The sequence below is a fragment of the Variovorax sp. 05T418 genome (assembly GCF_056396385.1).
The window spans coordinates 122,141-147,726 of record NZ_JBFTLJ010000010.1 but is presented as its reverse complement, the minus strand read 5'-3'; the positions used below and the strand labels follow the sequence as shown (position 1 = coordinate 147,726).

The window sequence follows — 25,586 nt, the reverse complement described above, 5'->3', positions numbered from 1 at the left end:
GGTCTTTGCTCAGCCGAAGCCGTTCTGGCGCCAGGCTTCGAAGACGGTCACCGCCACGGCATTCGAGAGATTCAGGCTGCGCTGTCCTTCGCGCATCGGCAGCCGCAGGCGCTGCGGTTCGGCAAAGCCCTCGCGTACAGCGGGCGGCAGGCCGCTGGTCTCCGAGCCGAACACCAGCCAGTCGCCCGGCTGGAAGCGCACGTCGTGCACGGCCCGCGTGCCGCGCGTGGTGAGCGCGAACATGCGCTCGGCGGCCGGCCGCTCGGCCTCGAGCAGCGCCTGCCAGCCGGCGTGGCGCTTCACTTCGGCGTATTCGTGATAGTCGAGCCCGGCGCGGCGCAGCAGGCGGTCGTCCATCGAGAAACCCAGCGGCTCGACCAGGTGGAGCGTGCAGCCGGTGTTGGCGGCAAGGCGGATCACGTTGCCCGTGTTCGGCGGGATTTCGGGCTGGACCAGGACGATATGGAACATGCGCCGATTGTCGCGGTGCTCAATGCGGCGGATCGGTGCGCGCGAACACCAGGGCCGTAACGTGCGCCGCGCCCGCCAGCCGCAGCGCCGCGGCGGCCGCGAACAGCGAGGCGCCGCTGGTCATCACGTCGTCGACCAGCACCACGCGCCGGCCTTGCAGCTCGTGGGCGCGCAAGGGCTCCACCGCGAAGGCGCCGCGCAGGTTGCCAAGGCGCTCGGCGCGCGCGAGGCCGCTCTGCGCCGGCGTCTCGCGGGTACGCAGCAGCAGCGCCGCGTCGGTCTTGGCGGGCGCGAGCCGGCGCGCCAGTTCGAGCGCCTGGTTGAAGCCGCGCTCGCGCAGCCGGGCCGGCGCCATCGGCATGGGCAGCACCCGGTCGCATTGCTCCAGCGCCGGCTCCACCCACGGCACGCTGCGCATCAGCGTGGCGAGCGGCCCGGCCCAGCCGGCCTCGCCGTGGAACTTGAATTGAGCGATGCAATCGGGCCAGGGCCACGCATAGGCGCAGGCTGCAAAGCAGGCATCGAGCGGCGGCGGATCGCGCATGCATTCGCTGCACCGCGCCACGCCCTCGGGCACCGGCAGGGCGCAGCTGCCGCAGCGCGCGGCCGGCGGCGCGAAGCGCGCCACGCAGCCATCGCAGATGCGGCGCGAGGGCCATGCGCGGCACACCTCGCACTGGCTGGGCAGCCGTGCGAGCAGAGAGGTCAAAGGCCGGTCGGCCCAACGGCTGAACATGGGCTCAATATACTCACGGCCCCATGGCCACCGACCCCGCAAGAAGACCGCCGACCATCGATCCCACGGCGGCCGCGCGCTGGAGCCGGCTCGCGCCCGCCGACGGCTCACCCTGGCTGCACGAGGAAATCGGCCGCCGCATGGAAGACCGGCTGCAATGGATCAAGGCGCAGCCACGCACCTGGGCCGACTGGGCGCCGCTGCGCGGCGGCCTCGAGGCGCACGAGCTGGTGGCCCGGCGCTACCGCGAAGCCGCCTGCTTCGTGATCGAACCCGAAGCGAACCTGGCCGCCGCGGCCGGCGAGGCGCTGGCCGCGCCCTGGTGGAGCGCGCGACGCTGGCAGGGCAGCAAGCTGCGCTTCGACGCACCGCCCGAAGACGGCGTGGACCTGCTCTGGGCCAACATGTCGCTGCACATGGCGGCCGACCCCGAGGCGCTCATCGCGCGCTGGCACCGGCTGGTGGCGACCGACGGCTTCCTGATGTTCTCGTGCCTGGGCCCCGACACGGTGCGCGAGCTGCGGGCGCTGCACGCGCGCCTGGGCTGGCCGGCCGCGGGCCACGAATACACCGACATGCACGACTGGGGCGACATGCTGGTGCATGCCGGCTTCGCCGAGCCGGTGATGGACATGGAACGCATCGTGCTCACCTGGGCCACGCCCGAAGCGGCACTGGCCGAGCTGCGCACGCTCGGGCGCAACCTGCATCCGGCGCGCTTCCAGGCGCTTCGCGGCAAGGCATGGCACCAGGCGCTCAAGCACGCATTGCCCGAACTGGCGCCGGCGCAGGAGGGCGGCGGGCGCATCGCGCTGACCTTCGAGGTCATCTACGGCCATGCCTTCAAGCCCGCGCCGCGCGTGGCACTTTCGGCCGAGAGCGCGGTATCGCTGCGCGAGATGCGCTCGATGCTGCAGCGCGGGCGGCCCGGCGCCTGAGCGGCGCGCCCGGCCAGCCGCGCATCCGCGACCGGGCGCCTGTGTCTACCCGCTACAATCCGCCGTTGCGTGAAACTCGCGGGTAGTGTTCCGCGAACGAGGTCTGTCCGATCCTGTGGAGACAAGGGGTCTGGCAGCGTCGACGCACCGATTTGCTGAACTCGCCCGTGTCGAATTCCGTGTTTCGTTTTGCCACCGTTTCAGGCCAGAACATCCACTGGTTCCTGAAGCGCAATTGCTCGGTGACGCCGAGCCAGCTGGGCTGGCTCTACGCCTCGCTGTGCGTGGTATCGCTCGGTATCGGCGCGGTCTTCTGGATGCTCGGTGCGCCGCTGGTTCTGCCTTTTGCCTGGCTCGAACTGGCCGCGGTGGGTTTCGCGTTCATGCTGTACGCACGGCACGCAACCGATGGAGAACGGATTGCGCTGCAGGGCGGCCGGCTGGTGGTGGAACTCGAGAACGGTGGCGACTACGAGCGCACGGAATTTCTGCCGCACCAGGTGCGGATCGAACCGCAGGCCAGCGATCGTTCGCTGATCGAGGTCTCGGGTCAGGGTCGATCGGTCAGGGTGGGGCGCTATGTACGCCCGGAGTTGCGAGCCGCATTGGCGCGCGAGATTCGCATGGCGTTGCGTGGCGCCTGAGGGCTCGCGCGGCGCTGCACGGTTGGGTTTGTTGAAAAAAATTGAAGAAACGTGAACACGATGAAGAGCATTTGGCGCAATAAGTACAGGCCGGCGAATCTGTTGCTGGCGGCCGGCGCGGCTTTCAGCGGCGCGGCGCACGCAGTCAACGATCTGCCCGGCGGCCCCTCGGTGCGCCAGCTGAATCTTCCGCTGGGCGTCACCAAGATTGCGCAGGAACAGCATTTCCTGCACACGGTGATGATGATCCTGTGCACGGTCATCTTCGTTGCCGTGTTCGCGGTCATGTTCTATTCGATATGGAAGCACCGCAAGTCGGTCGGCCACAAGGCGGCCAACTTCCATGAATCGGTGGTGGTCGAGGTCATCTGGACCATCGTGCCCTTCATCATCGTGATCGTGATGGCGCTGCCCGCCACCAAGGTGCTGGTGGCCCAGAAGGACACCACCAACGCCGACCTCACCATCAAGACCACCGGCTACCAGTGGAAGTGGGGCTACGACTACCTGAACGGCGAAGGCGAGGGCCTGGCCTTCATCTCCACGCTCGACAGCTCGCAGCGCGCCATGTCCGACGCCGGTGCCAAGGGCGCCATGCCCGACGACTACCTCTTCAAGGTCGACAACCCGATGGTGGTGCCGGTCCAGAAGAAGGTGCGCATCATCACCACCGCCAACGACGTGATCCACGCGTTTGCCGTGCCCCAGCTGGGCATCAAGCAGGACGCGGTTCCCGGCTTCGTGCGCGACACCTGGTTCCGCGCCGAGACCGTGGGCGACTACTACGGCCAGTGCCAGGAACTCTGCGGCAAGGAACACGCCTACATGCCGATCCACGTGAAGGTGGTCTCGGCCGCCGACTACACGGCCTGGGTCGATGGCAAGCGCAAGGAAGCCGCGGCCAAGCTCGACGATCCGAGCAAGGTCTGGACCCTGCCCGACATGTTGGCGCGCGGCGAGAAGGTCTATGCCGCCAACTGCGCGGCCTGCCACCAGGCCAACGGCAAGGGCGCCGGCCCGATCAAGCCGCTGGACGCCAGCCCCAAGGTGCTCGACACCGACCACAAGGTGCAGCTCACGGTGCTGCTCAACGGCCAGAACAATGGCGCGATGCCCTCCTGGAAGCAGCTGAGCGACACCGACCTCGCGGCCGTTGCCACCTACACCAAGAACAGCTGGTCGAACAAGACGGGCCAGCTGGTGCAGCCGGCCGAAGTTCTGGCCCTGCGCGGCAAGTGACCGCGTCCAAGCGCCCCGCGACGAAGAAATTGCAAGGAACAACGAAATGAGTGCAGTCCTCGACCCCCACGGTCACGCCCACGACGGCCACGCACACGACGAGCACCACGCAGCGCCCACCGGCTGGCGCCGCTGGGTGTTCGCCACCAACCACAAGGACATCGGCACGCTCTACCTGCTGTTCAGCTTCACCATGCTGATGGTGGGCGGCGTGCTTGCGCTCCTGATCCGCGCCGAGTTGTTCCAGCCCGGCCTGCAGCTGGTGAACCCCGAGCTGTTCAACCAGTTCACCACCATGCACGGCCTGATCATGGTGTTCGGCGCCATCATGCCCGCCTTCGTCGGCTTCGCGAACTGGATGATCCCGCTGCAGATCGGCGCATCCGACATGGCATTCGCGCGCATGAACAACTTCAGCTTCTGGCTGCTGATCCCCGCCGCGCTGATGCTCGTGGGCTCGTTCTTCATGCCCGGCGGCGCGCCCGCCGCGGGCTGGACGCTCTACGCGCCGCTCACGCTGCAGATGGGCCCCTCGATGGACGCCGGCATCTTCGCGATGCACATCATGGGCGCCTCGTCGATCATGGGCTCGATCAACATCATCGTCACCATCCTGAACATGCGCGCCCCCGGCATGACGCTCATGAAGATGCCGATGTTCTGCTGGACCTGGCTCATCACCGCCTACCTGCTGATCGCCGTGATGCCCGTGCTCGCAGGCGCCATCACCATGACGCTGACCGACCGCCACTTCGGCACCAGCTTCTTCAACCCCGCCGGCGGCGGCGACCCGGTGATGTACCAGCACATCTTCTGGTTCTTCGGCCACCCCGAGGTCTACATCATGATCTTGCCGGCCTTCGGCATCATCAGCCAGATCGTGCCGGCGTTCTCGCGCAAGCGGCTGTTCGGCTACGCCTCGATGGTGTACGCCACCTCGTCGATCGCGATCCTGTCGTTCATCGTCTGGGCGCACCACATGTTCACGACCGGCATGCCGGTCACGGGCCAGCTGTTCTTCATGTACGCGACCATGCTGATCGCGGTGCCCACGGCCGTGAAGATCTTCAACTGGATCGCCACCATGTGGCAGGGCTCGATGACCTTCGAGACCCCGATGCTGTTTGCGGTGGGCTTCATCTTCGTGTTCACGATGGGCGGCTTCACCGGCCTCATCCTGGCCATCGCCCCGATCGACATCCAGCTGCAGGACACCTACTACGTGGTGGCCCACTTCCACTACGTGCTGGTGGCCGGTTCGCTCTATGCCATGTTCGCGGGCTACTACTACTGGGCGCCCAAGTGGACCGGCGTGATGTACAACGAAACGCGCGGCAAGATCCACTTCTGGTGGTCGCTGATCTCGTTCAACGTCACCTTCTTCCCGATGCACTTCCTCGGCCTCGCGGGCATGCCGCGCCGCTATGCCGACTACCCGATGCAGTTCGCCGACTTCAACGCGGTGGCTTCGGTGGGTGCGTTCGCCTTCGGTCTGGCCCAGGTCTACTTCTTCTTCTTCATCGTGCTGCCGACCATGCTCGGCAAGGGCGAGAAGGCAGCGCAGAAGCCCTGGGAAGCGGCTGAAGGCCTCGAGTGGGAAGTGCCGTCGCCGGCGCCCTTCCACACCTTCGAGAACCCGCCCAAGCTCGATGCGACCGCCACCAAGGTGATCGGCTGAACCGCACCGGCCGCCGGCTTGCATGACCACGATGACCACGCCCGAACAGAAAAGGAACAACCGCCGCATGGGGCTCACGCTGGCCTCCATCGCCGTGCTGTTCTTTCTCGGATTCCTGGTCCGCATGATCTGGTTCAGCGGACGCTGAAGCACGAGCCAACGGAGCCGCCCGCATCATGAGCCTCGGTCAACGCATCAAGCGCGCCAATGTCCGCATGGTCGGCAAGCTGGCCGTGGTGGCCTGCGGCATGTTCGCGTTCGGCTATGCCCTGGTGCCGCTGTACCGCGCCATCTGCGAAATGACCGGCATCAACATCCTCGCGCTCAGCGAACTCGAGGTGCCGGGGGGCGCAAGCGGCGGCAAGAACGTGCGCGTGCCCGACAACACGCAGGTCGACACCACGCGCACCATCACGGTCGAGTTCGACTCCAACGTGCGCGGTGCCCTCTGGGACTTCAAGCCCGCCGAGCGGACGATTCAGGTGCACCCCGGCCAGCTCAACACCGTGGTCTACGAATTCCAGAACGTGCAGAACCGCCGCATGGCGGCGCAGGCCATCCCGAGCTATGCGCCGCAGCAGGCCGCGCCGTACTTCAACAAGCTGGAGTGCTTCTGCTTCAACCAGTACACGCTCGACCCGGGCGAGAAGAAGCAGTGGCCCGTCGCCTTCGTGATCGACCCGAAGATCTCCAGGGACGTGAAGACCATCACGCTGTCCTACACCTTCTTCGAAGTCGGCGGCAAGACGCCCGCGGCCCCGGTGGCCGCTGTTTCGAATGCTGCCCATGAGCCCCGTTCGTGACCGCACCGAACACGCCGCCCAAGGCCACGCTGTGGGACACGGTGAAGGCCGTGTGCTGGTCGTTCTTCGGGGTGCGCAAGAAAAGCGCCTACCAGGACGACCTGGCCAAGCTGAACCCGCTGCACATCATCGCGGTGGCCTTTGCAGCGGTCATCGTTTTCATCGTCGGCCTGGTGCTGCTGGTGCGCTACGTGGTTGCGCCCTGAGCCCGGTCCGCATGGCCCACGACATCCAGAACCCATCGAATCGAGAGAAGAAAGAAAGCCAGGAGCTGATATGAGTTCAACCACCCACGGCGCCACGCCCTACTACTTCGTGCCGGGGCCATCGGCCTTTCCGGTCATGGCTGCGACCGGCCTGTTCTTCGTGATTCTCGGCGCGGCCCAATGGATCAACGGCCACCAGTGGGGCGCCTGGTCCCTGCTGGCGGGCATGGTCGGGTGGCTCGCCACGCTGTTCGTGTGGTTCCGCACCGCCATCGGCGAAAGCGAAAGCGGCCAGTACGGCCACAAGATCGACCTCTCGTTCCGCTGGAGCATGAGCTGGTTCATCTTCTCCGAAGTGATGTTCTTCGGTGCCTTCTTCACCGCGCTGTGGTGGACCCGCACCCATTCGCTGCCGGCGCTCGGCAGCCTGGACAACGCGCTGCTCTGGCCCGACTTCAAGGCCGTGTGGCCCAGCGTTGCAGCCGGCGCCACCGGTTCGCCGGCCGACATCGTCGAGCCCTTCCAGACCGTCGGCCCGTTCTGGCTGCCCACGATCAACACCGCGCTGCTGCTGAGCTCGGGCGTGACGCTCACCATTGCCCACCACGCGCTGCGTGCCGGCCATCGTGCCCAGACCATCCGCTTCATGTGGCTCACCGTGCTGCTCGGCGTGCTGTTCCTGGGCGTGCAGGGCTACGAGTACCACCACCTGTACACCGAGCTGAACCTCAAGCTCAGCTCCGGCGCCTACGGCTCGACCTTCTTCATGCTGACCGGCTTCCACGGCCTGCACGTGTTCATCGGCATGCTGATGCTGCTGTTCATCACGCTGCGCCTGCAGAAGGGCCACTTCACGCCGGAGCGCCATTTCGGCTTCGAGGGCGCGGCCTGGTACTGGCACTTCGTCGACGTGGTGTGGCTCGGCCTCTACATGCTGGTGTACTGGCTTTGAGCGACCCCCGCGGCATGCAGAAAAAAAGGCGCCGGAAGGCGCCTTTTTCATGGTTCTCGTGGAACGAGCACCATCTACTTGCCGAGCGGGAGCCCGGTGGGCTGGATGTAGCCGAATTTCCAGGCCAGCAGCATGCAGAGGAACAAAAACACCGACAGGCCGATCCGAAAGGTGAGGGCGCGCGCCATGCCGCCGCTCTTGGCGCGCCCGTTGCGCCCGTCTTTCAGCATGTAGAAGAGCGCAAAGGCAAGGCTCGCGAAGATGCCCACGAAAACCAGGGCGACGAAATATTTCATGACCCCGATTATCGGCCGCACGCCTCATCCACTCCAGTGACGCCGGAACCCCTTCATTCCGCCCGCCAGAGGCCCAGGCGGGGCCGCTTCCTGCTGGTCACGCTGGCCGCCGTGCTGGCCCTTTGCGCCACGGTGTCGCTGGGCCGCTGGCAGCTGTCGCGCGCCGCGCAGAAGGAGGCGCTGCAGGCCGAGATCGAGGCCCAGAAGCAGAAGCCGCCGCTGGCCCAGGCCGAGTTCCTGGCGCTCGAGGCGCCGGCCGGCGAGCTGCACCGGCCGGTGCGGCTGCGCGGCCTCTGGCTGACGCCACAGACGGTCTACCTGGACAACCGGCAGATGCATGGCGTGCCGGGCTTCTACGTGCTGACGCCGTTCGCGCTGGAAGGCAGCGACCAGGCCGTGATGATCCAGCGCGGCTGGGTGCAGCGCAACTTCAACGACCGCACGCAGCTGGGCGCGGTCGAGACGCCGCCGGGCATCGTCGAAGTCACGGGCCTGATCGAGCCGCCGCCGGGCCACTTGTTCGAGCTCGGCAAGCCGGCCGCGGCCGCCTCGGCACCGGAATCCGCGGGGTCTTCGCCCATCCGGCAGAATCTCGACCTGGAAGCGTTCCGCGCCGAAACCAAGCTGCCGCTGCGAACCGACGTGTCGCTGCAGCAGGCCGGCCCCGCTTCCGAGGGGTTGCAGCGCGACTGGCCGGCCCCCGCTCTGGGTCTGGAGAAGCACTACGGCTATGCATTCCAGTGGTTCGGGCTTTCGGCCCTCGTGGTCATCCTCTATGTCTGGTTCCAAATCATTTCCCCCTACCGCCGCTCGAGGCGCCGCGCACGCGATGAACGCAGCCTCTGACGAACCGCTGGGCCTGACGGTGCACTCGATGCCGTCGCCCAACCAGGCGCTCGACGGTGCCGAGGGCCGCCGCACGGTGGCCGGGCGCTGGAAGATGATTGCCGTGATGCTGATGTGCGCCGCGCCCGTCATCGCGTCGTACTTCACCTACTACGTGATCCGGCCCGAGGGGCGCAGCGTCTACGGCGAGCTCATCGATCCGCAGCGCACGCTGCCTGTGCTCGCCACCACGGACCGCAGCGGCGCGCCGGTCGACCTGGCCACGCTCAAGGGCCAGTGGCTGCTGGTGGCCGTGGCCGATGCGGCCTGCGACGCGCTCTGCGAACAGCAGCTCTACCTGCAGCGCCAGCTGCGCGAGAGCCTGGGCCGCGAGAAGGACCGGCTCGACCGCGTCTGGCTCGTGAGCGATGCGGCGCCGGTTCCGGCGCGGCTGGACAACGGCCTGCGCGGCGCCACCGTGCTGCGCGTGCCGGCCGAGCAGTTGGCCAAGTGGCTCGCGCCCGCCCCGGGCCACGGGCTGGCCGAGCACCTGTACGTGGTCGATCCGATGGGCAACTGGATGATGCGATTTCCGGCCCGCATGGACGCCGCGGGCGCGAGCCGCGCCAAGCGCGACCTCGACCGCCTGCTGCGCGCCTCCGCCTCCTGGGACGAGCCCGGCCGCTAGCACCGCATGATGGACACCGGCTCGCTCTACGACCTCACCCCCGTCGCCTGGCTGATGGCTGCCGGCGTGCTGATCGCGCTCGGCCCGCTGGTGTGGGTGTGGCGCCGCAACGCGGGCGCCGGTCCGGCGCGCCGGCTGCATGCGCTCACCGTGCTGACGCTGTTCCTCACCTTCGACCTCACGCTGTTCGGCGCCTTCACCCGGCTCACCGATTCGGGCCTGGGCTGCCCCGACTGGCCGGGCTGCTACGGCAACGCGAGCCCGGTGGGCGCGCGCCACGAGATCGCCATGGCGCAGTCGGCCCAGCCGACCGGCCCCGTCACGCACAGCAAGGCCTGGGTCGAGATGGTGCACCGCTACCTGGCCACCGGCGTCGGTGTGCTGATCCTCGCGCTGGCGGGCGCCACCTGGGCCGTGCGGCGGCGCCAGCGCCGCATGCCGCCCGCGCCGGCGGACGGCGAGCACGCCACGCTCAGCGCCTGGTGGCCCGCGCTCACGCTGGCCTGGGTCTGCCTGCAGGGCGCATTCGGCGCGCTCACGGTCACCTGGAAGCTCTTTCCAGCGATCGTCACGCTGCACCTGCTGGGCGCCGTGGTGCTGCTGGTGCTGCTGTGCATCCAGGCGGTGCGCTACCGGCAGGCCGCCGCCGACCGCCTGCCCACGCCGGTGTCGCCTGCGCTGCGCAGCGGGCTGATCGCCACCTCGGCCCTGCTGCTGCTGCAGATCGCGCTCGGCGGCTGGGTCAGCACCAACTATGCGGTGCTGGCCTGCACCCAGTTCCCGACCTGCCAAGGCAGCTGGTGGCCGCCGATGAATTTTGCCCAGGGCTTCGAGATCTGGCGCCACCTGGGCGTGACCGGCAGCGGCGTGCCGCTCGATTTTTCCGCGCTCACCGCCATCCACTACGTGCATCGGCTGATGGCCTACGCCGTGTTCGCCGCGCTGGGCGTGCTCGCGTGGCAGCTGCGCCGCACGCCGCCGCTGCGGCCGCAGGCGCGCTGGCTCGCGGGACTCGCGCTGCTGCAGCTGGCCACCGGCCTCGGCAACGTGCTGCTCGGCTGGCCGCTGGTCGCCGCGGTCCTGCACACCGGGGGCGCCGCGGCGCTGGCCGTGGTGCTGACATGGGCGCTGTGCGAGAGCCGCCGCGTGGCCGTGGCCGCGACCGCGACCGCACACGATACGGACAAGGCGCCCGGCGCCCCACACAACAACCAGAGGGAGGCCGCCGCGTGAGCACGCCGATTTCCGTGCAGCAGACAAGCACCGCCAACGTGCTGCGCCAGTTCTATGCGCTGACCAAGCCGCGCGTGGTGCAGCTGATCGTCTTCTGCGCCCTCATCGGCATGGTGCTGGCCGTGCCCGGGCTGCCCTCGTGGGCCGACGTGCAGCGCGCCGTGCTGGCCTGCATCGGCATCTGGCTGGTGGCGGGCGCGGCGGCGGCGTTCAACTGCCTGGTCGAGAAGGGCATCGACGCCAAGATGAAGCGCACCGCCTGGCGCCCCACGGCGCGCGGGCAGCTCAGCGACCTGCAGGCGCTGGTGTTCTCGGCGCTGCTGTGCGCGGCCGGTTCTGCGCTGCTCTGGTTCCAGGTCAACCCGCTCACCATGTGGCTGACCTTTGCCACCTTCGTCGGCTATGCGGTGATCTACACCGTGATCCTCAAGCCGCTGACGCCGCAGAACATCGTGATCGGCGGCGCCTCGGGCGCGATGCCGCCGGTGCTGGGCTGGGCCGCAATGACCGGCGACGTGGGCCCCGAGGCGCTGATCCTGTTCCTGATCATCTTCCTGTGGACGCCGCCGCACTTCTGGGCGCTGGCGCTCTACCGCGTCGAGGACTACCGCAAGGCCGGCCTGCCGATGCTGCCCGTCACGCACGGCAACGAGTTCACGCGGCTGCAGGTGCTGCTCTACACCTTCATCCTGTTCGCGGCCTGCCTCATGCCTTTCATCTACGGCATGAGCGGCTGGCTCTACCTGGCGGTGGCGGTGGGCGTGAGCATCGGCTTCACGGGCTATGCCTTCGCCCTCTGGCGCAACTACTCCGATGCGCTGGCGCGCAAGACCTTCCGGTTCTCGCTGATCCATTTGAGCGTGCTGTTCGCGGCGCTGCTCGTCGACCATTACCTCCGCTGATTGATTGACTGACCGAATGCCCGTGCCCATGAACAAGCGAAATGCCCTCCAACTGATTGCCGGCGGTGCGGGATGGGCCGCCATGGCCGCCACCCTGGGCCTCGGTCTTTCGGCCTGCAGCGAAGCCAAGCCCAGCTTCAATGCGGTCGACATCACGGGCGCCGACTATGCCCGCGACTTCTCGCTCAAGGATGCCGACGGCAAGCTGCGCACGCTGGCCGATTTCAAGGGCAAGGTGGTCGTGCTGTTCTTCGGCTACGCGCAGTGCCCCGACGTCTGCCCCACCACCATGACCGAGATGGCGCAGGTCAAGCAGCAGCTCGGCAGCGATGGCGACAAGCTGCAGGTGCTGTTCGTCACGGTCGACCCGGCGCGCGACACGCCCGAGGTGCTCAAGGCCTACATGGGCGCGTTCGACCCGGGCTTCGTCGCGCTGATTCCCACGGCCGACCAGCTCGCCCAGGTCGCCAAGGACTTCAAGGTCTACTTCAAGAAGGTCGAGGGCAAGACTCCCACGAGCTACTCGATGGACCATTCGGCCGCCAGCTTCGTCTACGACACCGACGGCCGGCTGCGGCTCTACGCGCGCTATGGCGCCGGCGTGGCGCCGATGGTGTCGGACGTGAAGGCGCTGCTCAAGTCCTGACCGCGCGCCCATGGACGCCGCCCTTGCCCTGGCCTCCGTCGAGCACCTGAAGGCGCGCCGGGGCGCCTTCCGCATCGCACTCATTCCGCCCGAGGTGCTGCGCGCGCTCAACGACGGGCTGCTCGAGACCGTCAACCTCAACGAATTCTTGGCGCTCGAGCTGCCGCGGCTCGCGCGTAGCGTGGCGGCCCACATCGGGCTCGATCCGGCCAGCGAGCGGCTGGCCGACACCATCGCCATGCTCGGCGCATTCAAGCCGATGCAGCGGCACGGCCACATTGCCCGCGCGCTCTACGACCTGGCGGCGCTGCATGCCGAGCGCGACGCCGTCGCCCACCGGCTGGCCACGCACGCGAGCGACGTCGCGCGCTGCTGGGCCGCGCAGTGGGTCACGCTTTCGGGCCTGCCGCTGGCGGCGCAGCTGGAGGCGGTGCGGCGTTTTGCCGCCGATCCGCACTTCGGCGTGCGGGAAATCGCCTGGATGGCGGTGCGCGACGCGGTCATCGCCTCGCTCGACGAGTCGCTCGCGCTGCTGCAGCCGTGGACGGCCGATGCCGATCCGAACATCCGCCGCTTTGCCAGCGAGCTCACGCGCCCGCGCGGCGTCTGGTGCGCGCAGATCGACGCGCTCAAGGCCGAGCCCTGGCGCGCGCTGCCGCTCCTCGCGCCGCTGCGAGCCGACGCCAGCCGCTATGTGCAGAATTCGGTGGCCAACTGGCTCAACGACGCGAGCAAGACCCAGCCCGAGTGGGTCGACCGGCTCTGCGCGCGCTGGGTGGCCGAGTCGGACACACCGGCCACCCGCTACATTGCCAGGCGGGCGCTGCGCACGCTGGCCAAACAGGCATGAAAAAGCCCGGCACGCGGCCGGGCTTGTTCGGGTGAAGCTCAGAGGGCTCAGGCGTAGTCGGCCAGCGCCTTCTTCATCTTCTTCATGGCCGCGACTTCGATCTGGCGAATGCGCTCGGCGCTCACGCCGTACACCGCCGCCAGGTCGTGCAGCGTCATGCCGCCCGAACCGTCGTCGTTGACCTTGAGCCAGCGCTCTTCGACGATGCGGCGGCTGCGGTCGTCCAGCGCTTCGAGCGCGGTGGCAATGCCGTCGCTCGAAAGCCGGTCGCGCTGCTGCGACTCGAGCAGGGCGGTGGGTTCCTGCGTGGCGTCGGCCAGGTAGGCGATCGGGCCGAAGGCCTCGTCGCCGTCGTCCGACGGACCCGGATCGAGCAGCACGTCGCCGCCCGACAGGCGGGTTTCCATTTCCAGCACTTCTTCAGGCTTGACGTTGAGCCGGGTCGCCATCTGCGACACCTCGTCGGGGCTCAGCGTGTCGCGGTGCGTGCCGTTGTCGGCCGCGGCCGAGTCGGCCTTGAAGCCCTGCTTCATCGAGCGCAGGTTGAAGAACAGCTTGCGCTGGGCCTTGGTCGTCGCGACCTTGACCATGCGCCAGTTCTTCAGGATGTACTCGTGGATCTCGGCCTTGATCCAGTGCATGGCGTAGCTCACGAGCCGCACGCCCTGGTCGGGGTCGAAGCGCTTCACGGCCTTCATGAGGCCGACGTTGCCTTCCTGGATCAGGTCGCCGTGAGGCAGCCCGTAGCCCAGGTATTGGCGCGAAATGGACACCACGAGGCGCAGGTGCGAGAGGATCAGCGCACCGGCCGCTTCGAGGTCGTTGTGGTCGCGCAAACGGCGTGCGAAGCCCTGCTCTTCTTCGAGCGTGAGCATCGGCAGGCGGTTGGCGGCCGAAATATAAGCATCCAGGTTGCCCAGCGGCGGCACCATCGACCATGGATTGGCGACGGCGAGCTGGTTGGCAGAGGCTCCAGACAGCGTGGTCATCAGGGGAAACTCCTTTGTATTGGCCATATTAGCACTCGATTGGAGGGAGTGCTAAGCCAAGGGTTCCCCCTAAGTTTCTATCGCACCGATAGCCAAAGTTGTCAGCCGGACGGCGATCCGGCCTGCGGCGGCGTCCGACCCTGGGAATCACCAGCGGATACCGAGGCGCAAAAACAGCTTCGAGAGTACGAACAGCGGCCCCACCCAAAGATATTGGATGTCTTCGAAGAAAGAAGGTTTCCTGCCTTCGATCTTGTGGCCGATGAACTGGAAGATCCACGCCACCACGAAGATGGCGGCGGAAACCGGCAGTACAAGGCTCCCCATCGCATGGACCAGCGCCAGCACCAGGGCCGTGCCGGCCAGCATGGCGAGCAGGAACGCAGGGGAGCGGAGCAGGGCGTAGTAGACCAGGCTGGCCGCCACGAAGAGGTAGGCGGCCCACGGGTGCAACGCGAACAGCAGGCCGACGAGGCTCAGCATGATGGCCGGGATCGCGGCGAAGTGAATCAGCTCGTTGATCGGATGGCGGTGGCTTTCGCCATAGTGGGCCAGCAGCCGGTCGACCTTGCGCTCGCCCGCTGCCAGCGGGGCATCGGCGGTGTGCATCATGGTTGTTGTCTCCAAACGCCGTTCGGTGCGGCGGGTAGCGCATGGTGCTCCCGCGCGCAGGGGATGGCAAGTGCTATTAAAACAAGAGCAAGCGATGCCCCGGAACGGCGGCTACCCCATGACTTAGTGCACTGTTGCGCGCCGGGCGCGTCGCTAAGATCGACCGCGTGCCTTCGCTCGAATCTTCCTCCAACCCGCCGCCGCCGCTTCTGGCGAGCGGCATCCCCGCGCGGGCGCCGGGTGCCATCCTGGTGGTGGACGACCACGACTTGCTGCGGCTCGGCGTGCGTGCGCTGATCGAGGCGCAGACCGCCTCCTCGGGGGCGAGCATCGAGGTCTTCGAGGCCGCCAGCGCGGCCGAGGCGCTGGCGCTGTACGACAGGCACCGCGAGTCGATCCGCCTGGTGCTGCTGGATCTGGCGCTGCCCGACACCCACGGCCTGAGCGGCCTCGCGGAATTCCGCCTGCGCCACCCGTCCGCCCGCATCGTGGTGCTGTCGGGCACCGGCAACACCTCGCTTGCGCAGGGCGCGGTGGCGCTGGGCGCGAGCGCCTTTCTTCCGAAGTCGGCGGACCTGAAGGAGGTGGTGGGATTCATCCGCGCCTGCGGCCTGCTCGAGCCCGGCGCGCCTGAAGCTTCCCCTTCCGCCGCCATGCCGAAGGCGCCCGGCGGCTACGCCGAATCGGCCCGGGCCAGCGCCTGGCAGGAGCTCACGCCGCGCCAGATGCAGGTGTTGCAATGGGTGCTCGACGGCAAGGCGAACAAGGAGATCGCCCAGCTCGCGAACCTGAGCGAAGGCACGGTGAAGAACCACGTATCGACCATCCTGCTGCTGTTCGGCGTGCGTTCGCGTGCGCAGCTGATCAGCAGCCTGCGTTGAGCCGCCGCGCATGGCCGACACGCCGCTGAACCAGCGCGTGCTGCGCGAACACGTGGCGTCGGTCTATTTCAACTACAACGCCACCTTCCTGGCCCGCGTCGTCTTCGTGCTGGTGCTCGGTGCATTCATGTACCTGCAGCTGGGCGACCCGATGGTGCTGCCCTTCGTCGTGCTGCACCTGACGCTGTACCTGGGCATGTACTTCACGCCGCGCTGGAATCCGTCGGTTCCGGCGGCGGACAGCGCCTGGTGGGCGCGCAGGATCACCCGCATCGTGACCCTGCTGGGGTTTGCCGATGCGCTGGCGCCGTGGATCTTCGTGCCCGCGGGCAACCTGCCGGTCACTGCCGCGCTGATGGTGGTGATGATGGGCAACTGCGCCCGGGCCGTGCAGTCGCTGCGGCCGCTCCAGGCAGCGCTGTTCGGCCACACGCTGCCCATGATGGGCGGGCTGATCGTTGCGCTGGCGTGGCAGCGCGACTCCATCCATCTCTTTCTCGCGGCCTTCGCCTCGATCTACCTGTTTCTCATGCTGCGCGTCGGCGTGCAGGAGCACAGGCTGCTGGCGGATTCGCTGGTCCTGCGCTTCGAGAAGGAAGCCCTGGCCGTGCGGCTGGAAGAGCAGATTGCCGCCACCGAGCGCGCCAGCCGGGAAAAGACCCGCTTCCTGGCCAGCGCCAGCCATGACCTGCGCCAGCCGCTGCATGCCATTGCGCTGTTCGGCGCCGCGCTCGAGAACGAGTTGCGCGGCCGTCCGGAGGAGCTCAACGCGCAGCGCCTGATGCGCGCCGTCAATGCCCTGGGCGCCTCGCTCGACATCATGCTGGACATCTCGCGGCTGGACGCCGGCGTGGTCACGCCCGTGCGCCAGGCCGTCCAGCTCGATGCCTTGTTCCTGCCGCTCAACCACACCTTCTCGGCCCAGGCCGAACAAAAGCAGCTGCAGCTGCGCGTGCGCGCCAGCGGGTTGTGGGTGCGCAGCGACCCTCAGCTGCTGCATCGGATGCTGTCCAACCTGCTGGACAACGCCCTCAAGTACACCGCGCGCGGCGGAGTGACCGTGACGGCTCGCGAACGCGGGGAGTTCGTGTGGATCGAGGTGCGGGACACCGGCATCGGCATTGCGCCCGAGCAGTCGAACCGGATCTTCGAGGAGTTCTACCAGATCGACAATCCGGGGCGCGACCGCTCGAGGGGGCTGGGCATCGGCCTGTCGATCGTGCAGCGGCTCTCGCACCTGCTGGGCCATCCGGTGCAGATGCACTCGCGGCTCGGGCGCGGCACCCATTTCCGCGTGGTGCTGCCGGCCGTTGCGCCGCAGGCGGGCGCGCTGGCCGGACCTTTCCTGCCCGAGGCTGCGGCGCCGCGGCAGGAAAAACGGCCCGGGCGAGCGGCCCCGGCACTGCCCGCGCGGGTGCTGCTGCTGGACGACGAATCCGAAATCCGCGAAGCCATGACGGGCCTGCTGCGCTCGCATTCGATCGACGCGCTCGCCGTCGCGGACGAAGCCGCCGCTGCCGCCGCCTTGCAGCAGGCGAGCAGCGAAAGGCGGCCTTTCGACCTGCTGATGTGCGACTACCGGCTGGCCGATGGCGTCGATGGGCTGGACGTGGGCCTGCGCCTGAGCGGCCGGCGGCAGGGCGGGCCCACGATTCCCTTGCTGCTGATCACCGGCGAAACCTCTCCCGACAGGCTGCAGCGCGTGCGGGAATCCGGGATTCCGGTGCTGTTCAAGCCGGTGGCCGCCGATTCGCTGTTCCGGATGATGGCCCGAGCGGCAAGCGCTTAGCGGCTCGGAATCGAATACTTTCGAATGTGTGGCTGGTAATTGCCGGGGCGTTAGCCGGCGATGTCATGACTTTCGGCACTGGTGGCCGTCAGCCCCCCGGACGTACCTTCCCTGGGTCGCACACACACATTGATCAGGGAGGATTCCGAATGAGATTCAAGTTTGCAGCGGTAGCAATCGCAACCACCACCATGCTGGCCCTCGCGGCATGCGGCGGCGGGGGTGGAGGAGGCGGTGGTGGCTTGCCGGTTGGCTGGGGCAACGGGGTTCCGCCGCCTCCTGCACCCGCGCCGGCCCCGGCACCCGCCCCGGCCCCGGCCCCGGCACCCGCCCCGGCCACCCGCACCTTCATGTACGAGGCGCTGCCGCCCGCCGCCGACGCTTCGGCGTTTCTCGACCAACTCAATGCCCAGGGCGCCAGGGCCTTCCGCTTCTTCAGCGGCCTGGCCTTCCCCACGAGCCCGACCAGCACGGAGGTCGTCGAGGCCTACGTGAAGGATGCCGGCACCACCTACGCCTTCGAACTGCTGCCGGACACCGGCTCCACGGCGGACCTGCAGGCCCAACTCAACGCCCAGGGCGCCCGGGGTTTCAAGTGGGGCGGGCCATACGTGGTCGGCGGCCAGATCCGCACGCTCTACCGCAAGGACAACGGCTCGGCATCGACCTACACCTATGCCGTGCAGGCGGCACCCGCCGACAGCGCCGCCTACCTGTCGCTGATCAATGCGCAGGGCGGCAACGGCTACTACAGCGTCGGCGGCGCGTACATGATCGGCGGAGCCACGGTGCTGGTCTTCCAAAAGGACGCGCAAGGCAATGCCACCTACGGCTATGAAGCGCTGGACCAGCCCGGCAGCGACTCCGACTTCCTGGCCCAGTTCGAGGCGAAGGGCGCCCAGGGCTTCCGGTTCAAGACCGGCTACGTCTTCTCGGACGGCCTGAAACTGCTCTACGAGAAAGACCTGTCGCAAGCGGCCACGTTCAGCTACCAGAGCCTGCAGCCCGCGGCCAACAGCGCGGACTACATCGCGCAGGCGAACGCCGAGGGCGCCAAGGGCAACGCGCTGGTGGGCGACTACGGCCTGCCGAGCGGCCAGATCAGGACGCTCTACGTCAAGCCTGCCAACTGCAGCGGCTTTCTCTGCGACACCCGCTCGCTCTTCGGTTTTTGAGGGCGGGCGGCCGCTGCCGGCGCGTCAGCCCAGCAGCGCCAGCGCGAACTCGCGCGCGTTGAAGGTCTCGAGGTCTTCCAGCTTCTCGCCCACGCCGATGAAGTAGACCGGGATCGGCCGCTCGCGCGCAATGGCGCAGAGCACGCCGCCCTTGGCCGTGCCGTCGAGCTTGGTCACCACCAGGCCGGTGAGGCCCAGCGTCTCGTCGAAGGCCCGGACCTGCGCCAGGGCGTTCTGCCCGGTGTTGCCGTCGATCACCAGCAGCACCTCGTGCGGCGCGGTGGCGTCGGCCTTGGTGACAACGCGCTTGATCTTCTTGAGCTCGTCCATCAGGTGCAGCTGCGTCGGCAGCCGGCCGGCGGTGTCGACCAGCACCACGTCCTTGCCGCGCGCCTTGCCGGCCGTGACTGCGTCGAAGCTCACGGCCGACGGGTCGCCGCCTTCCTGGCTCACGATCTCGACCGTGTTGCGGTCGGCCCAGACCAGCAGCTGCTCGCGCGCCGCCGCGCGGAAGGTGTCGGCCGCGGCCAGCAGCACTGAGGCGCCTTCGCTGGCCAGGTGCTTGGTGAGCTTGCCGATCGAGGTGGTCTTGCCGGCGCCGTTGACGCCCGCCACCATGATCACCGTCGGCGTGAACTGGCCGATCACCAGCGGTTTTTCGAGCGGCTGGAGCAGGTCGGTGATGGCATCGGCCAGCAGCCGTTTCACTTGCGCCGCATCGGTTGCCATCTGGCGCTTGACGCGGCCGCGCAGGTCGTCGAGCAGGTATTCGGTGGCCTTGACGCCGGCATCGGCCATCAGCAGAGCCGATTCGAGCTCCTCGTACAGCGCTTCGTCGATCTGCGCGTTGACGAACACGGCCTGGATGCCGGTGCCGGTCTTGCGCAGGCCGGTCTTGAGCTTGTCGAACCAGCCCTTGCGCTCGGCGGGCATGGCGGCTTCGATGAGGACGGCGGGAGCGGGAGCGGGCACCGGCGCAGGTGCAGGTGCAGGTGCTGGTGCTGGTGCTGGTGCTGGTGCAGGCACGGGTGCGGCGGGTGGCGCAACCGCGGGTGGCGGCGGAGGAGGCGCCACCGGGGGCGCTGCAGGCGGAGGCGCCGCTTCCTCCGCGGCAGGCTTCGAGCCGAACCAGCTCGACGGAGAGAACACCGAGCGCGCGGGTGCGGCAGCGGGCTCAGGCGCGGGCTCGGGCGCAGGGGCCGGCTCGGCGGCCGGTGAGGGCGCCGGCGCGGCCGGGGCTTCGGCAGGCGGTTTTTTCTTGAAGAAACTGAACATCGGGAGCTTTTTACAATCCGACCCATTCTATGAAACACCCCTCGCCACGCCGTGCTGCGTCCGGTGCGGTGCTGGCAATGGCGCTTTGCGCGCTGTGGGCCATGCCTGCGCAGGCCCAGCCCACACCGGTTCCCACCGCCGCTCCCTCCGACGCTGCCGCCGCGGCCGCATCCGCACCCCGGCAATTCACCCTGGCCAACGGCATGACGCTGCTGGTGCAGCCCGACCGGCGCGCGCCCACCGCGGTGCAGATGCTCTGGGTGCGCGTGGGCTCGGTGGACGAGGTCGACGGCACCTCGGGCGTGGCCCACGTGCTCGAACACATGATGTTCAAGGGCACCAAGGACATCAAGCCCGGCGAGTTCTCGCGCCGCGTGGCGGCGCTGGGCGGCCAGGAGAACGCCTTCACCACGCGCGACTACACGGGCTACTACCAGCAGATTCCCGTGGCCAGCCTGGAGCAGGTCATGAAACTCGAATCGGACCGCTTCGCCAACAACCAGTGGTCCGACGACGAGTTCAAGCGCGAGATCGAGGTGGTCAAGGAAGAACGGCGCCTGCGCACCGAAGACCAGCCGCGCGCATTGCTCGGCGAGCAGCAGAACGCGGCCGTGTTCACGGCCTCGCCCTACCACCGCCCCGTGGTCGGCTGGATGAGCGACCTCGACGCGATGACGCCCGACGACGCGCGCGCCTTCTTCCGCCACTGGTACGTGCCCGCCAATGCCGCCGTGGTGGTGGTGGGCGATGTCGACGTGGCCCAGGTGCGTGCGCTGGCCGAGAAGTACTACGGCAGCATTCCCGCGCGCGCCGTGCCCGCGCGCAAGCCGCGCACCGAGCCCGCGCAGCGCGGCATCCGCCGCATCGAGTTCAAGGCGCCGGCCGAGCAGGCCTACGTGTCGCTCGCGTTCCGCATTCCGCAGCTGGAAAGCATCGATGCCGCGGACAGCGACGTGTGGGCGCTCGAAGTGCTGTCGGCCGTGCTCGACGGCTACACGGGTGCACGGCTCGACCGTGCCTTGACCCAGGGCCCCGACCGCGTGGCCGATTCGGCCAGCGCCTACTCGGGCCTGGCCGGCCGCGGGCCGCAGCTGTTCACGCTGGTGGGCGTGCCGGCCCACGGCAAGAGCGCCGAAGCGGTGGAGGCGGCGCTGCGCGCCCAGGTGGCGCGCGTCGCGAAGGAGGGCGTGAGCGAAGCCGAACTCGCGCGCGTCAAGACGCAGTGGGTGGCCAGCGAAACCTACAAGCGCGACTCCGTGATGGCGCAGGCCCGCGAACTCGGCAGCAACTGGGTGCAGGGACTGCCGCTGGACACCAGCGCGCGCATCGTCGCGAAGCTGCAGGCCGTGACGCCGGCCCAGGTACAGGCCGTGGCCGCCAAGTACTTCGGCGACGACCAGCTCACCGTGGCCACGCTGCGCCCCTTGCCGCTCGAAGCCAGGCCGCGCGGCCGCGGTTTTGCCGCCCCGCAGGGCGAACTGCACTGAAAGGCCCGGATTCTTCAATGACCCCCATGACAAAAATCCTGCGCTCCGCGCTGTTCGCGGCCGCCACGGCCTTCGCCGGCCTGAACGCCGCACAGGCCGCGCTGCCGATCGAGCACTGGACGCTCGCGAGCGGCGCCAAGATCTACCTGGTGTCGACCCAGGCGCTGCCCATCGTCGACGTGCAGATCGATTTCGATGCCGGCAGCCGGCGCGATCCGGCCGGCCAGGCCGGCCTGGCCAGCGCAACCGCGACCATGGTCGAGAAGGGCGTGCGCGCCGGCAAGAACGGCGAGCCGGCGCTCGACGAGAACGCGCTCGGCGAAGCCTGGGCCGACCTGGGCGCCGAGTTCGGCACCAGCGCCGGCACCGACCGCGCCAGCTACTCGCTGCGCACCTTGTCCGACCCGGCGCTGCGCGCCAAGGTGGTGGCGCTGGCCTCGCGCGAGATCGGCGAGCCGGCCTTTCCCGACGACATCTGGCAGCGCGAGCGGGAGCGCATCAATGCCTCGCTGAAGGAGGCCAACACCAAGCCGGCAACCATCGCGGGCCGCGCCTTCGCGAAGGCCGTCTACGGCGGCCATCCCTACGGCCAGGAAGTCACCGAGGCCACGCTCGCGCGCATCGACACCGCCGCCATGCGGCAGCGCTACCAGGAGCTGATCGTGCCGTGCCGGGCCAAGCTCAGCATCGTGGGCGCCGTGACCCGCGCCGAGGCCGAGGCCATGGCCACCGCGCTGCTCTCCCGGCTGCCGGGGCCCGAGGCGTGCACGCCGCTCCCGGCGATTGCGCCGGTGGCCGCGCTCACCGCGCCCAAGGACGAGCGCATTCCCTTCGCTTCGGCCCAGGCCCACGTGCTGATCGGCCAGCCCGGCTATCCGCGCAAGGATCCGGACCATTTCGCGCTCACGCTCGGCAACTACGTGCTGGGCGGCGGCGGTTTTGTCTCGCGGCTGACCAACGAAGTGCGCGAGAAGCGCGGCCTGGCCTACAGCGTCTACAGCGGCTTCGCGCCGGGGCTGGACGCCGGCGCCTTCCGCGTCGGTTTCCAGACGCGCCCCGATCAGGCCGAGGAAGCGGTGAAGGTCTCGCGCGACGTGCTCGCCAGGTTCGTGGCCGAAGGCCCGACCGCCGCCGAGCTCAAGGCTGCCAAGGACAACCTGATCGGCGGCTTCCCGCTGCTGCTGGACAGCAACCGCAAGCTCATCGGCAATGTGGCCAACATCGCCTGGCACGACCTGCCGCTCGATTATCTCGACACCTGGACCGCGCGCATGGACGCGGTCACGGCGGCCGAGGTCCGGGCCGCCTTCGCGCGCAAGCTGCAGCCCGAACGCATGGTGACGGTGGTGGTGGGCGGCAAATAGGGCCGCGTCCCGAGGCCGCGTTTTTCAGCGCAGCGCGTGCGCGCCGCTCGCGGCGGCTGCGCGCACCGCGGCCTTGAGGCGCTCGAGCAGTTGCGGCGCGGCGCGCGCCTGCTGCCAGTAGAGCGGCACCTGCAGCGCCGAGCCGGGCACCAGCTCCACCAGCGCGCCCGTGCGCATTGCGTCGGCCGCCATGCTGGCCGGCAGCATCCCCCAGCCCATGCCGGCGCGCGCCGCTTCGACGAAACCCTGGGCCGAGGGCAGCCAGTGCCGCGGCGTCTCGATGCTGCGGTGGCAGATGCGCCGCACCCAGCGTGCCTGCAGCCGGTCCTTGCGGTCGAACACCAGGCTCGGCGCATGGGCCAGGGTGCGCGCACCCACGCCCTTGGCGAAGTACCGCTCGACGAACTGCGGGCTTGCGGCGGCCACGTAGTGCATGGCGCCCAGCGCCTCGCTGTTGCAGCCGGCCACCGGTTGCGCGAGCGCGGTGACGGCCGCCAGCACCGCGCCGCTGCGCAGGCGCTCGGCCGTGTGGTCCTGGTCGTCCACGGTCAGGTCGAGCAGGGCGGATTCTTCCTGCCTTGCAAAGGCGGCGGCAGCGGCCATGAACCAGCTGGCCAGGCTGTCGGCGTTCACTGCCACCCGCACCGTGACCCGCTCGGCTCCCTCGCCGCTGCGGCCGCCCATGCCGAGCGCGGGCAGCGCCTCGCGCAGCTCATGTTCCAGCATGCCCACGCGTTCGATGTGCCGGCACAGCTGCTGCCCGGCTTCCGTCGCGATGCAGGGCTGGCCGCGCACCAGCAGCGCGCCGCCCGTGCGCTCCTCGAGCAGCTTCACGCGCTGCGAGACGGCCGAGGGCGTGACGTGGAGGGCGCGGGCCGCGCGCTCGAAGCTGCCTTCGCGCACCACGGCGGCCAATGCATTCAGGGCGGCGTAGTCGAGCATGGTTCGCGTGAATTAGAAAAACTGAATATGGCTTAGGAAGTTTAGTTTGAATTAATAGAGACGAAGCGGCAAGCTGGCGCCATGGTGATCGAACAAATCTCTGCCGCATTCGTCAATGGGTTCCTGATGAGCCTGGTGCTCATCGTCGCCATCGGCGCGCAGAACGCCTATGTGCTGCGCCAGGGGCTGCGGCGCGAGCATGTGAGCGCCGTGGTGCTGTTCTGTGCGGCCAGCGATGCCATCCTGATCACGGCCGGCGTGGCAGGCATGGCGCAGGCACTGAAAGGGCGGCCGGCGGTGGCCACCGCGCTCGCCGGCCTCGGCGCGCTGTTCCTGGGTGCCTACGGGCTGCGCGCGCTGTGGCGTGCCCGGCAGCCCGGCGCGCTGCAGGCAAAGGCCCAGGGCGTTTCGCTCTCGCGCACCGCCGTGCTGGCGCAGGCGGCGGGCTTCACCCTGTTGAATCCGCATGTCTACCTCGACACCGTGCTGCTCGTGGGCAGCACCGGCGCCCAGTACGGCGGCGCACTCAAGGCCTGGTTCATCGCCGGGTCCGCGGTTGCGAGCGCACTGTGGTTCTCGGCGCTGGGCTTCGGTGCGCGCTGGCTGGCGCCGGTGTTTGCACGGCCGCGCGCCTGGCAGATGCTCGACGCGCTGATCGGCGGCACGATGCTGCTGCTGGCCGCGCTGCTGGCGCGGCGGGCCTTGCTCGGGGCCTGAGCCCGCATGCGGCGGCGTTAAGCTTGCCGCATGCCCCAGAAGAAAGCCGCAGCCGCCAGGCGCTCCCCTTCGACGCCGCCCTCGTCGCCGTCGCCACGATCGAAATCGCTGCCGCACGAGGTGCGCATCATCGGTGGCCAATGGAAGCGCAGCCGCCTTTCGGTGGCCGACAAGCCGGGCCTTCGCCCCACGCCCGACCGCGTGCGCGAGACGCTGTTCAACTGGCTCGCGAGCATCGCGGGTGCCGGCGGAGGCGAACTGCCGGGCTGGCACTGCGTCGATGCCTTCGCAGGCACCGGGGCGCTCGGCCTGGAAGCCGCATCGCGCGGCGCCGCGAGCGTGCTGCTCTGCGAGCAGGACGCCGCGCTGGTGGCCCAGCTGCAGGCCGCCAAGGCCAAGCTCTCGGCCGAGGCCGTGCGCATCGAGCGCGGCAGCGGGCTCACCGCGCTCGAACGCGCCCCGGCGGGCAGCCTGGATGCGGTCTTTCTAGATCCGCCTTTCGAGAGCATCGCCCTCTACGAACCCTCGCTGCGGGCCGCCGCGCGCGCCATGAAAAGCGGGGGCGCCGTCTACCTGGAGGCACCGCGCCGCTGGAGCGACGAGGAGCTGGCCACGCTCGGCCTTGTTGGTTTTCGTTACCTCAAGGCAGGGGCGGTGCACGCCCACTTGCTGCGGCAGGCCGCAAACGGGACTGCATAATCCGCCGAACAAGCCGCACCGGCTGCATGAGGAAGAAGCAACCATGGCCAGCAACGTGATCGCGGTTTATCCCGGCACTTTCGATCCCATCACCCTCGGCCACGAGGACGTGGTGCGGCGTGCAACCCAGCTCTTCTCCAAGGTCATCGTCGCGGTGGCGGCGGGCCATCACAAGAAGGCGCTGTTCAGCCTGCAGGAGCGCATCGAGATGGCGCGCGAGGCCGTGAAGCCCTACAGCGACCAGGTCACGGTCGAGAGCTTCTCGGGCCTGCTGCGCGACTTCGTGGTGGCGCGCGGCGGCAAGGCCATGGTGCGCGGCCTGCGCGCCGTGACCGACTTCGACTACGAATTCCAGCTCGCGGGCATGAACCGCTCGCTGATGCCCGACGTCGAAACCGTGTTCCTCACGCCGAGCGACAAGTACCAGTTCATCTCGAGCACCTTCGTGCGCGAGATCGCCATGCTCGGTGGCGAGGTCCACAAGTTCGTCTCGCCCGACGTGGAGAAGCAGCTCGCAGCCAAGGTGCGCAGCTTGGGTCGTGAGTAGCC

Annotated in this window: 29 protein-coding genes; 22 read left to right on the top strand and 7 right to left on the bottom strand. The window is 68.7% G+C overall.

Annotated features, from left to right (window positions below; translation table 11 throughout):
• Positions 1-9: 9 nt before the first annotated feature.
• Positions 10-471, bottom strand: coding sequence for a tRNA (uridine(34)/cytosine(34)/5-carboxymethylaminomethyluridine(34)-2'-O)-methyltransferase TrmL (gene trmL, locus AC1DMS_RS20640; protein WP_015867166.1), 462 nt, complete (start codon positions 469-471; stop codon positions 10-12).
• Positions 472-490: 19 nt separating this feature from the next.
• Positions 491-1,207 (bottom strand): ComF family protein, encoded by a 717-nt coding sequence (locus AC1DMS_RS20635; protein ID WP_062365517.1) that lies wholly within the window; start codon positions 1,205-1,207, stop codon positions 491-493.
• A 23-nt stretch (positions 1,208-1,230) separates the two neighbouring features.
• On the opposite strand from AC1DMS_RS20635, the gene AC1DMS_RS20630 reads away from it, so the two are divergent.
• From AC1DMS_RS20630 to AC1DMS_RS20595, 8 genes are all read left to right on the top strand, one after another.
• Positions 1,231-2,145, top strand: coding sequence for a class I SAM-dependent methyltransferase (locus AC1DMS_RS20630; RefSeq protein WP_015867164.1), 915 nt, complete (start codon positions 1,231-1,233; stop codon positions 2,143-2,145).
• Positions 2,146-2,312: 167 nt separating this feature from the next.
• Positions 2,313-2,789 (top strand): DUF2244 domain-containing protein, encoded by a 477-nt coding sequence (locus tag AC1DMS_RS20625; RefSeq protein WP_015867163.1) that lies wholly within the window; start codon positions 2,313-2,315, stop codon positions 2,787-2,789.
• Positions 2,790-2,849: 60 nt separating this feature from the next.
• Positions 2,850-4,028 carry a cytochrome c oxidase subunit II gene (gene coxB, locus AC1DMS_RS20620; RefSeq protein ID WP_015867162.1) on the top strand — a complete coding sequence of 393 codons (1,179 nt, stop codon included), beginning with the start codon at positions 2,850-2,852 and terminating at the stop codon, positions 4,026-4,028.
• A 46-nt stretch (positions 4,029-4,074) separates the two neighbouring features.
• A complete protein-coding gene (ctaD, locus tag AC1DMS_RS20615; protein WP_015867161.1) occupies positions 4,075-5,706 on the top strand; it encodes a cytochrome c oxidase subunit I in 1,632 nt (543 codons plus the stop codon).
• Between the two features lie 22 nt (positions 5,707-5,728).
• Complete coding sequence (locus AC1DMS_RS20610) at positions 5,729-5,854, top strand: cytochrome oxidase small assembly protein (protein ID WP_015867160.1); 126 nt, start codon at positions 5,729-5,731, stop codon at positions 5,852-5,854.
• 28 nt (positions 5,855-5,882) lie between these two features.
• A complete protein-coding gene (locus AC1DMS_RS20605; protein ID WP_018906709.1) occupies positions 5,883-6,509 on the top strand; it encodes a cytochrome c oxidase assembly protein in 627 nt (208 codons plus the stop codon).
• Positions 6,506-6,715, top strand: a complete 210-nt coding sequence (locus AC1DMS_RS20600) for a DUF2970 domain-containing protein (RefSeq protein ID WP_015867158.1) — start codon at positions 6,506-6,508, stop codon at positions 6,713-6,715. The genes AC1DMS_RS20605 and AC1DMS_RS20600 overlap by 4 nt, the downstream gene beginning before the upstream one ends.
• Before the next feature lie 70 nt (positions 6,716-6,785).
• The gene (locus AC1DMS_RS20595) at positions 6,786-7,667 is read left to right on the top strand and encodes a cytochrome c oxidase subunit 3 (RefSeq protein ID WP_062365518.1); all 882 of its coding nucleotides are present in this window, start codon (positions 6,786-6,788) and stop codon (positions 7,665-7,667) included.
• A 74-nt stretch (positions 7,668-7,741) separates the two neighbouring features.
• On the opposite strand, the gene AC1DMS_RS20590 is transcribed toward AC1DMS_RS20595, so the two are convergent.
• Entirely contained in the window at positions 7,742-7,963 is a 222-nt protein-coding gene (locus tag AC1DMS_RS20590; RefSeq protein ID WP_015867156.1) for a twin transmembrane helix small protein, read from the bottom strand.
• 36 nt (positions 7,964-7,999) lie between these two features.
• Between AC1DMS_RS20590 and AC1DMS_RS20585 the strand changes: the two genes are divergently transcribed.
• Genes AC1DMS_RS20585 through AC1DMS_RS20560 form a run of 6 tightly spaced genes read left to right on the top strand, consistent with a single transcriptional unit; the run spans position 8,000 to position 13,107 of the window.
• Positions 8,000-8,809 (top strand): SURF1 family protein, encoded by an 810-nt coding sequence (locus tag AC1DMS_RS20585; protein WP_062365519.1) that lies wholly within the window; start codon positions 8,000-8,002, stop codon positions 8,807-8,809.
• The gene (locus tag AC1DMS_RS20580; protein ID WP_062365520.1) at positions 8,793-9,476 is read left to right on the top strand and encodes a hypothetical protein; all 684 of its coding nucleotides are present in this window, start codon (positions 8,793-8,795) and stop codon (positions 9,474-9,476) included. Before AC1DMS_RS20585 ends, AC1DMS_RS20580 begins: the two co-directional genes overlap by 17 nt.
• A 6-nt stretch (positions 9,477-9,482) precedes the next feature.
• A complete protein-coding gene (locus AC1DMS_RS20575) occupies positions 9,483-10,709 on the top strand; it encodes a COX15/CtaA family protein (protein ID WP_062365521.1) in 1,227 nt (408 codons plus the stop codon).
• A complete protein-coding gene (gene cyoE, locus AC1DMS_RS20570; RefSeq protein WP_015867152.1) occupies positions 10,706-11,611 on the top strand; it encodes a heme o synthase in 906 nt (301 codons plus the stop codon). The genes AC1DMS_RS20575 and cyoE overlap by 4 nt, the downstream gene beginning before the upstream one ends.
• A 28-nt stretch (positions 11,612-11,639) precedes the next feature.
• Entirely contained in the window at positions 11,640-12,257 is a 618-nt protein-coding gene (locus AC1DMS_RS20565) for an SCO family protein (protein WP_026284245.1), read from the top strand.
• A gap of 10 nt (positions 12,258-12,267) precedes the next feature.
• A complete protein-coding gene (locus AC1DMS_RS20560; RefSeq protein ID WP_062365522.1) occupies positions 12,268-13,107 on the top strand; it encodes a DNA alkylation repair protein in 840 nt (279 codons plus the stop codon).
• A gap of 47 nt (positions 13,108-13,154) precedes the next feature.
• Here AC1DMS_RS20560 and rpoH read toward each other — a convergent pair whose 3' ends face one another.
• Both rpoH and AC1DMS_RS20550 read right to left on the bottom strand, forming a co-directional pair.
• Positions 13,155-14,096, bottom strand: a complete 942-nt coding sequence (gene rpoH / locus AC1DMS_RS20555) for an RNA polymerase sigma factor RpoH (protein ID WP_015867149.1) — start codon at positions 14,094-14,096, stop codon at positions 13,155-13,157.
• Between the two features lie 147 nt (positions 14,097-14,243).
• A complete protein-coding gene (locus AC1DMS_RS20550) occupies positions 14,244-14,708 on the bottom strand; it encodes an Mpo1 family 2-hydroxy fatty acid dioxygenase (RefSeq protein WP_062365523.1) in 465 nt (154 codons plus the stop codon).
• Positions 14,709-14,875: 167 nt separating this feature from the next.
• Here AC1DMS_RS20550 and AC1DMS_RS20545 point away from each other — a divergent pair, with 167 nt between their 5' ends.
• The 3 genes from AC1DMS_RS20545 (at position 14,876) to AC1DMS_RS20535 (ending at position 18,553) form a co-directional block, all read left to right on the top strand.
• Complete coding sequence (locus AC1DMS_RS20545; RefSeq protein WP_062366006.1) at positions 14,876-15,589, top strand: response regulator; 714 nt, start codon at positions 14,876-14,878, stop codon at positions 15,587-15,589.
• A 10-nt stretch (positions 15,590-15,599) separates the two neighbouring features.
• On the top strand, positions 15,600-17,378 hold the full coding sequence (locus AC1DMS_RS20540; protein WP_062365524.1) for a hybrid sensor histidine kinase/response regulator: 1,779 nt from the start codon (positions 15,600-15,602) through the stop codon (positions 17,376-17,378).
• 149 nt (positions 17,379-17,527) lie between these two features.
• Positions 17,528-18,553 carry a hypothetical protein gene (locus tag AC1DMS_RS20535; protein WP_062365525.1) on the top strand — a complete coding sequence of 342 codons (1,026 nt, stop codon included), beginning with the start codon at positions 17,528-17,530 and terminating at the stop codon, positions 18,551-18,553.
• 24 nt (positions 18,554-18,577) lie between these two features.
• Here AC1DMS_RS20535 and ftsY read toward each other — a convergent pair whose 3' ends face one another.
• A complete protein-coding gene (gene ftsY / locus AC1DMS_RS20530) occupies positions 18,578-19,828 on the bottom strand; it encodes a signal recognition particle-docking protein FtsY (protein WP_081247617.1) in 1,251 nt (416 codons plus the stop codon).
• Positions 19,829-19,857: 29 nt separating this feature from the next.
• Here ftsY and AC1DMS_RS20525 point away from each other — a divergent pair, with 29 nt between their 5' ends.
• Together AC1DMS_RS20525 and AC1DMS_RS20520 are read left to right on the top strand one after the other, a co-directional pair.
• On the top strand, positions 19,858-21,315 hold the full coding sequence (locus AC1DMS_RS20525) for a M16 family metallopeptidase (RefSeq protein ID WP_374987734.1): 1,458 nt from the start codon (positions 19,858-19,860) through the stop codon (positions 21,313-21,315).
• A 17-nt stretch (positions 21,316-21,332) separates the two neighbouring features.
• Positions 21,333-22,679, top strand: coding sequence for a M16 family metallopeptidase (locus AC1DMS_RS20520; protein WP_478181702.1), 1,347 nt, complete (start codon positions 21,333-21,335; stop codon positions 22,677-22,679).
• Between the two features lie 24 nt (positions 22,680-22,703).
• On the opposite strand, the gene AC1DMS_RS20515 is transcribed toward AC1DMS_RS20520, so the two are convergent.
• Positions 22,704-23,621, bottom strand: a complete 918-nt coding sequence (locus AC1DMS_RS20515; RefSeq protein ID WP_062365529.1) for a LysR family transcriptional regulator ArgP — start codon at positions 23,619-23,621, stop codon at positions 22,704-22,706.
• An 81-nt stretch (positions 23,622-23,702) separates the two neighbouring features.
• Here AC1DMS_RS20515 and AC1DMS_RS20510 point away from each other — a divergent pair, with 81 nt between their 5' ends.
• From AC1DMS_RS20510 to coaD, 3 genes are read left to right on the top strand one after another with little or no spacing between them, the layout of a single operon-like run.
• Positions 23,703-24,338, top strand: coding sequence for a LysE/ArgO family amino acid transporter (locus AC1DMS_RS20510; protein WP_062365530.1), 636 nt, complete (start codon positions 23,703-23,705; stop codon positions 24,336-24,338).
• Between the two features lie 30 nt (positions 24,339-24,368).
• Positions 24,369-25,037, top strand: coding sequence for an RsmD family RNA methyltransferase (locus AC1DMS_RS20505; protein ID WP_062365531.1), 669 nt, complete (start codon positions 24,369-24,371; stop codon positions 25,035-25,037).
• 43 nt (positions 25,038-25,080) lie between these two features.
• A complete protein-coding gene (coaD, locus tag AC1DMS_RS20500) occupies positions 25,081-25,584 on the top strand; it encodes a pantetheine-phosphate adenylyltransferase (protein WP_015867138.1) in 504 nt (167 codons plus the stop codon).
• Positions 25,585-25,586 lie beyond the last annotated feature (2 nt).

Excerpts from the sequence above, each read along its gene's own strand:
- AC1DMS_RS20520 (WP_478181702.1), top strand. The coding sequence starts at position 21,333 with ATGACCCCCATGACAAAAATCCTGCGCTCCGCGCTGTTCGCGGCCGCC.
- AC1DMS_RS20525 (WP_374987734.1), top strand. The coding sequence starts at position 19,858 with ATGAAACACCCCTCGCCACGCCGTGCTGCGTCCGGTGCGGTGCTGGCA.
- AC1DMS_RS20550 (WP_062365523.1), bottom strand. The coding sequence starts at position 14,708 with ATGATGCACACCGCCGATGCCCCGCTGGCAGCGGGCGAGCGCAAGGTC.
- AC1DMS_RS20515 (WP_062365529.1), bottom strand. The coding sequence starts at position 23,621 with ATGCTCGACTACGCCGCCCTGAATGCATTGGCCGCCGTGGTGCGCGAA.
- AC1DMS_RS20540 (WP_062365524.1), top strand. The coding sequence starts at position 15,600 with ATGGCCGACACGCCGCTGAACCAGCGCGTGCTGCGCGAACACGTGGCG.
- AC1DMS_RS20505 (WP_062365531.1), top strand. The coding sequence starts at position 24,369 with ATGCCCCAGAAGAAAGCCGCAGCCGCCAGGCGCTCCCCTTCGACGCCG.
- AC1DMS_RS20560 (WP_062365522.1), top strand. The coding sequence starts at position 12,268 with ATGGACGCCGCCCTTGCCCTGGCCTCCGTCGAGCACCTGAAGGCGCGC.
- AC1DMS_RS20535 (WP_062365525.1), top strand. The coding sequence starts at position 17,528 with ATGAGATTCAAGTTTGCAGCGGTAGCAATCGCAACCACCACCATGCTG.
- AC1DMS_RS20575 (WP_062365521.1), top strand. The coding sequence starts at position 9,483 with ATGATGGACACCGGCTCGCTCTACGACCTCACCCCCGTCGCCTGGCTG.
- ctaD (WP_015867161.1), top strand. The coding sequence starts at position 4,075 with ATGAGTGCAGTCCTCGACCCCCACGGTCACGCCCACGACGGCCACGCA.
- AC1DMS_RS20635 (WP_062365517.1), bottom strand. The coding sequence starts at position 1,207 with ATGTTCAGCCGTTGGGCCGACCGGCCTTTGACCTCTCTGCTCGCACGG.
- AC1DMS_RS20610 (WP_015867160.1), top strand. The coding sequence starts at position 5,729 with ATGACCACGATGACCACGCCCGAACAGAAAAGGAACAACCGCCGCATG.
- AC1DMS_RS20510 (WP_062365530.1), top strand. The coding sequence starts at position 23,703 with ATGGTGATCGAACAAATCTCTGCCGCATTCGTCAATGGGTTCCTGATG.
- ftsY (WP_081247617.1), bottom strand. The coding sequence starts at position 19,828 with ATGTTCAGTTTCTTCAAGAAAAAACCGCCTGCCGAAGCCCCGGCCGCG.
- AC1DMS_RS20595 (WP_062365518.1), top strand. The coding sequence starts at position 6,786 with ATGAGTTCAACCACCCACGGCGCCACGCCCTACTACTTCGTGCCGGGG.
- trmL (WP_015867166.1), bottom strand. The coding sequence starts at position 471 with ATGTTCCATATCGTCCTGGTCCAGCCCGAAATCCCGCCGAACACGGGC.
- AC1DMS_RS20605 (WP_018906709.1), top strand. The coding sequence starts at position 5,883 with ATGAGCCTCGGTCAACGCATCAAGCGCGCCAATGTCCGCATGGTCGGC.
- rpoH (WP_015867149.1), bottom strand. The coding sequence starts at position 14,096 with ATGACCACGCTGTCTGGAGCCTCTGCCAACCAGCTCGCCGTCGCCAAT.
- AC1DMS_RS20630 (WP_015867164.1), top strand. The coding sequence starts at position 1,231 with ATGGCCACCGACCCCGCAAGAAGACCGCCGACCATCGATCCCACGGCG.
- AC1DMS_RS20580 (WP_062365520.1), top strand. The coding sequence starts at position 8,793 with ATGAACGCAGCCTCTGACGAACCGCTGGGCCTGACGGTGCACTCGATG.
- coxB (WP_015867162.1), top strand. The coding sequence starts at position 2,850 with ATGAAGAGCATTTGGCGCAATAAGTACAGGCCGGCGAATCTGTTGCTG.
- AC1DMS_RS20590 (WP_015867156.1), bottom strand. The coding sequence starts at position 7,963 with ATGAAATATTTCGTCGCCCTGGTTTTCGTGGGCATCTTCGCGAGCCTT.
- AC1DMS_RS20565 (WP_026284245.1), top strand. The coding sequence starts at position 11,640 with ATGAACAAGCGAAATGCCCTCCAACTGATTGCCGGCGGTGCGGGATGG.
- coaD (WP_015867138.1), top strand. The coding sequence starts at position 25,081 with ATGGCCAGCAACGTGATCGCGGTTTATCCCGGCACTTTCGATCCCATC.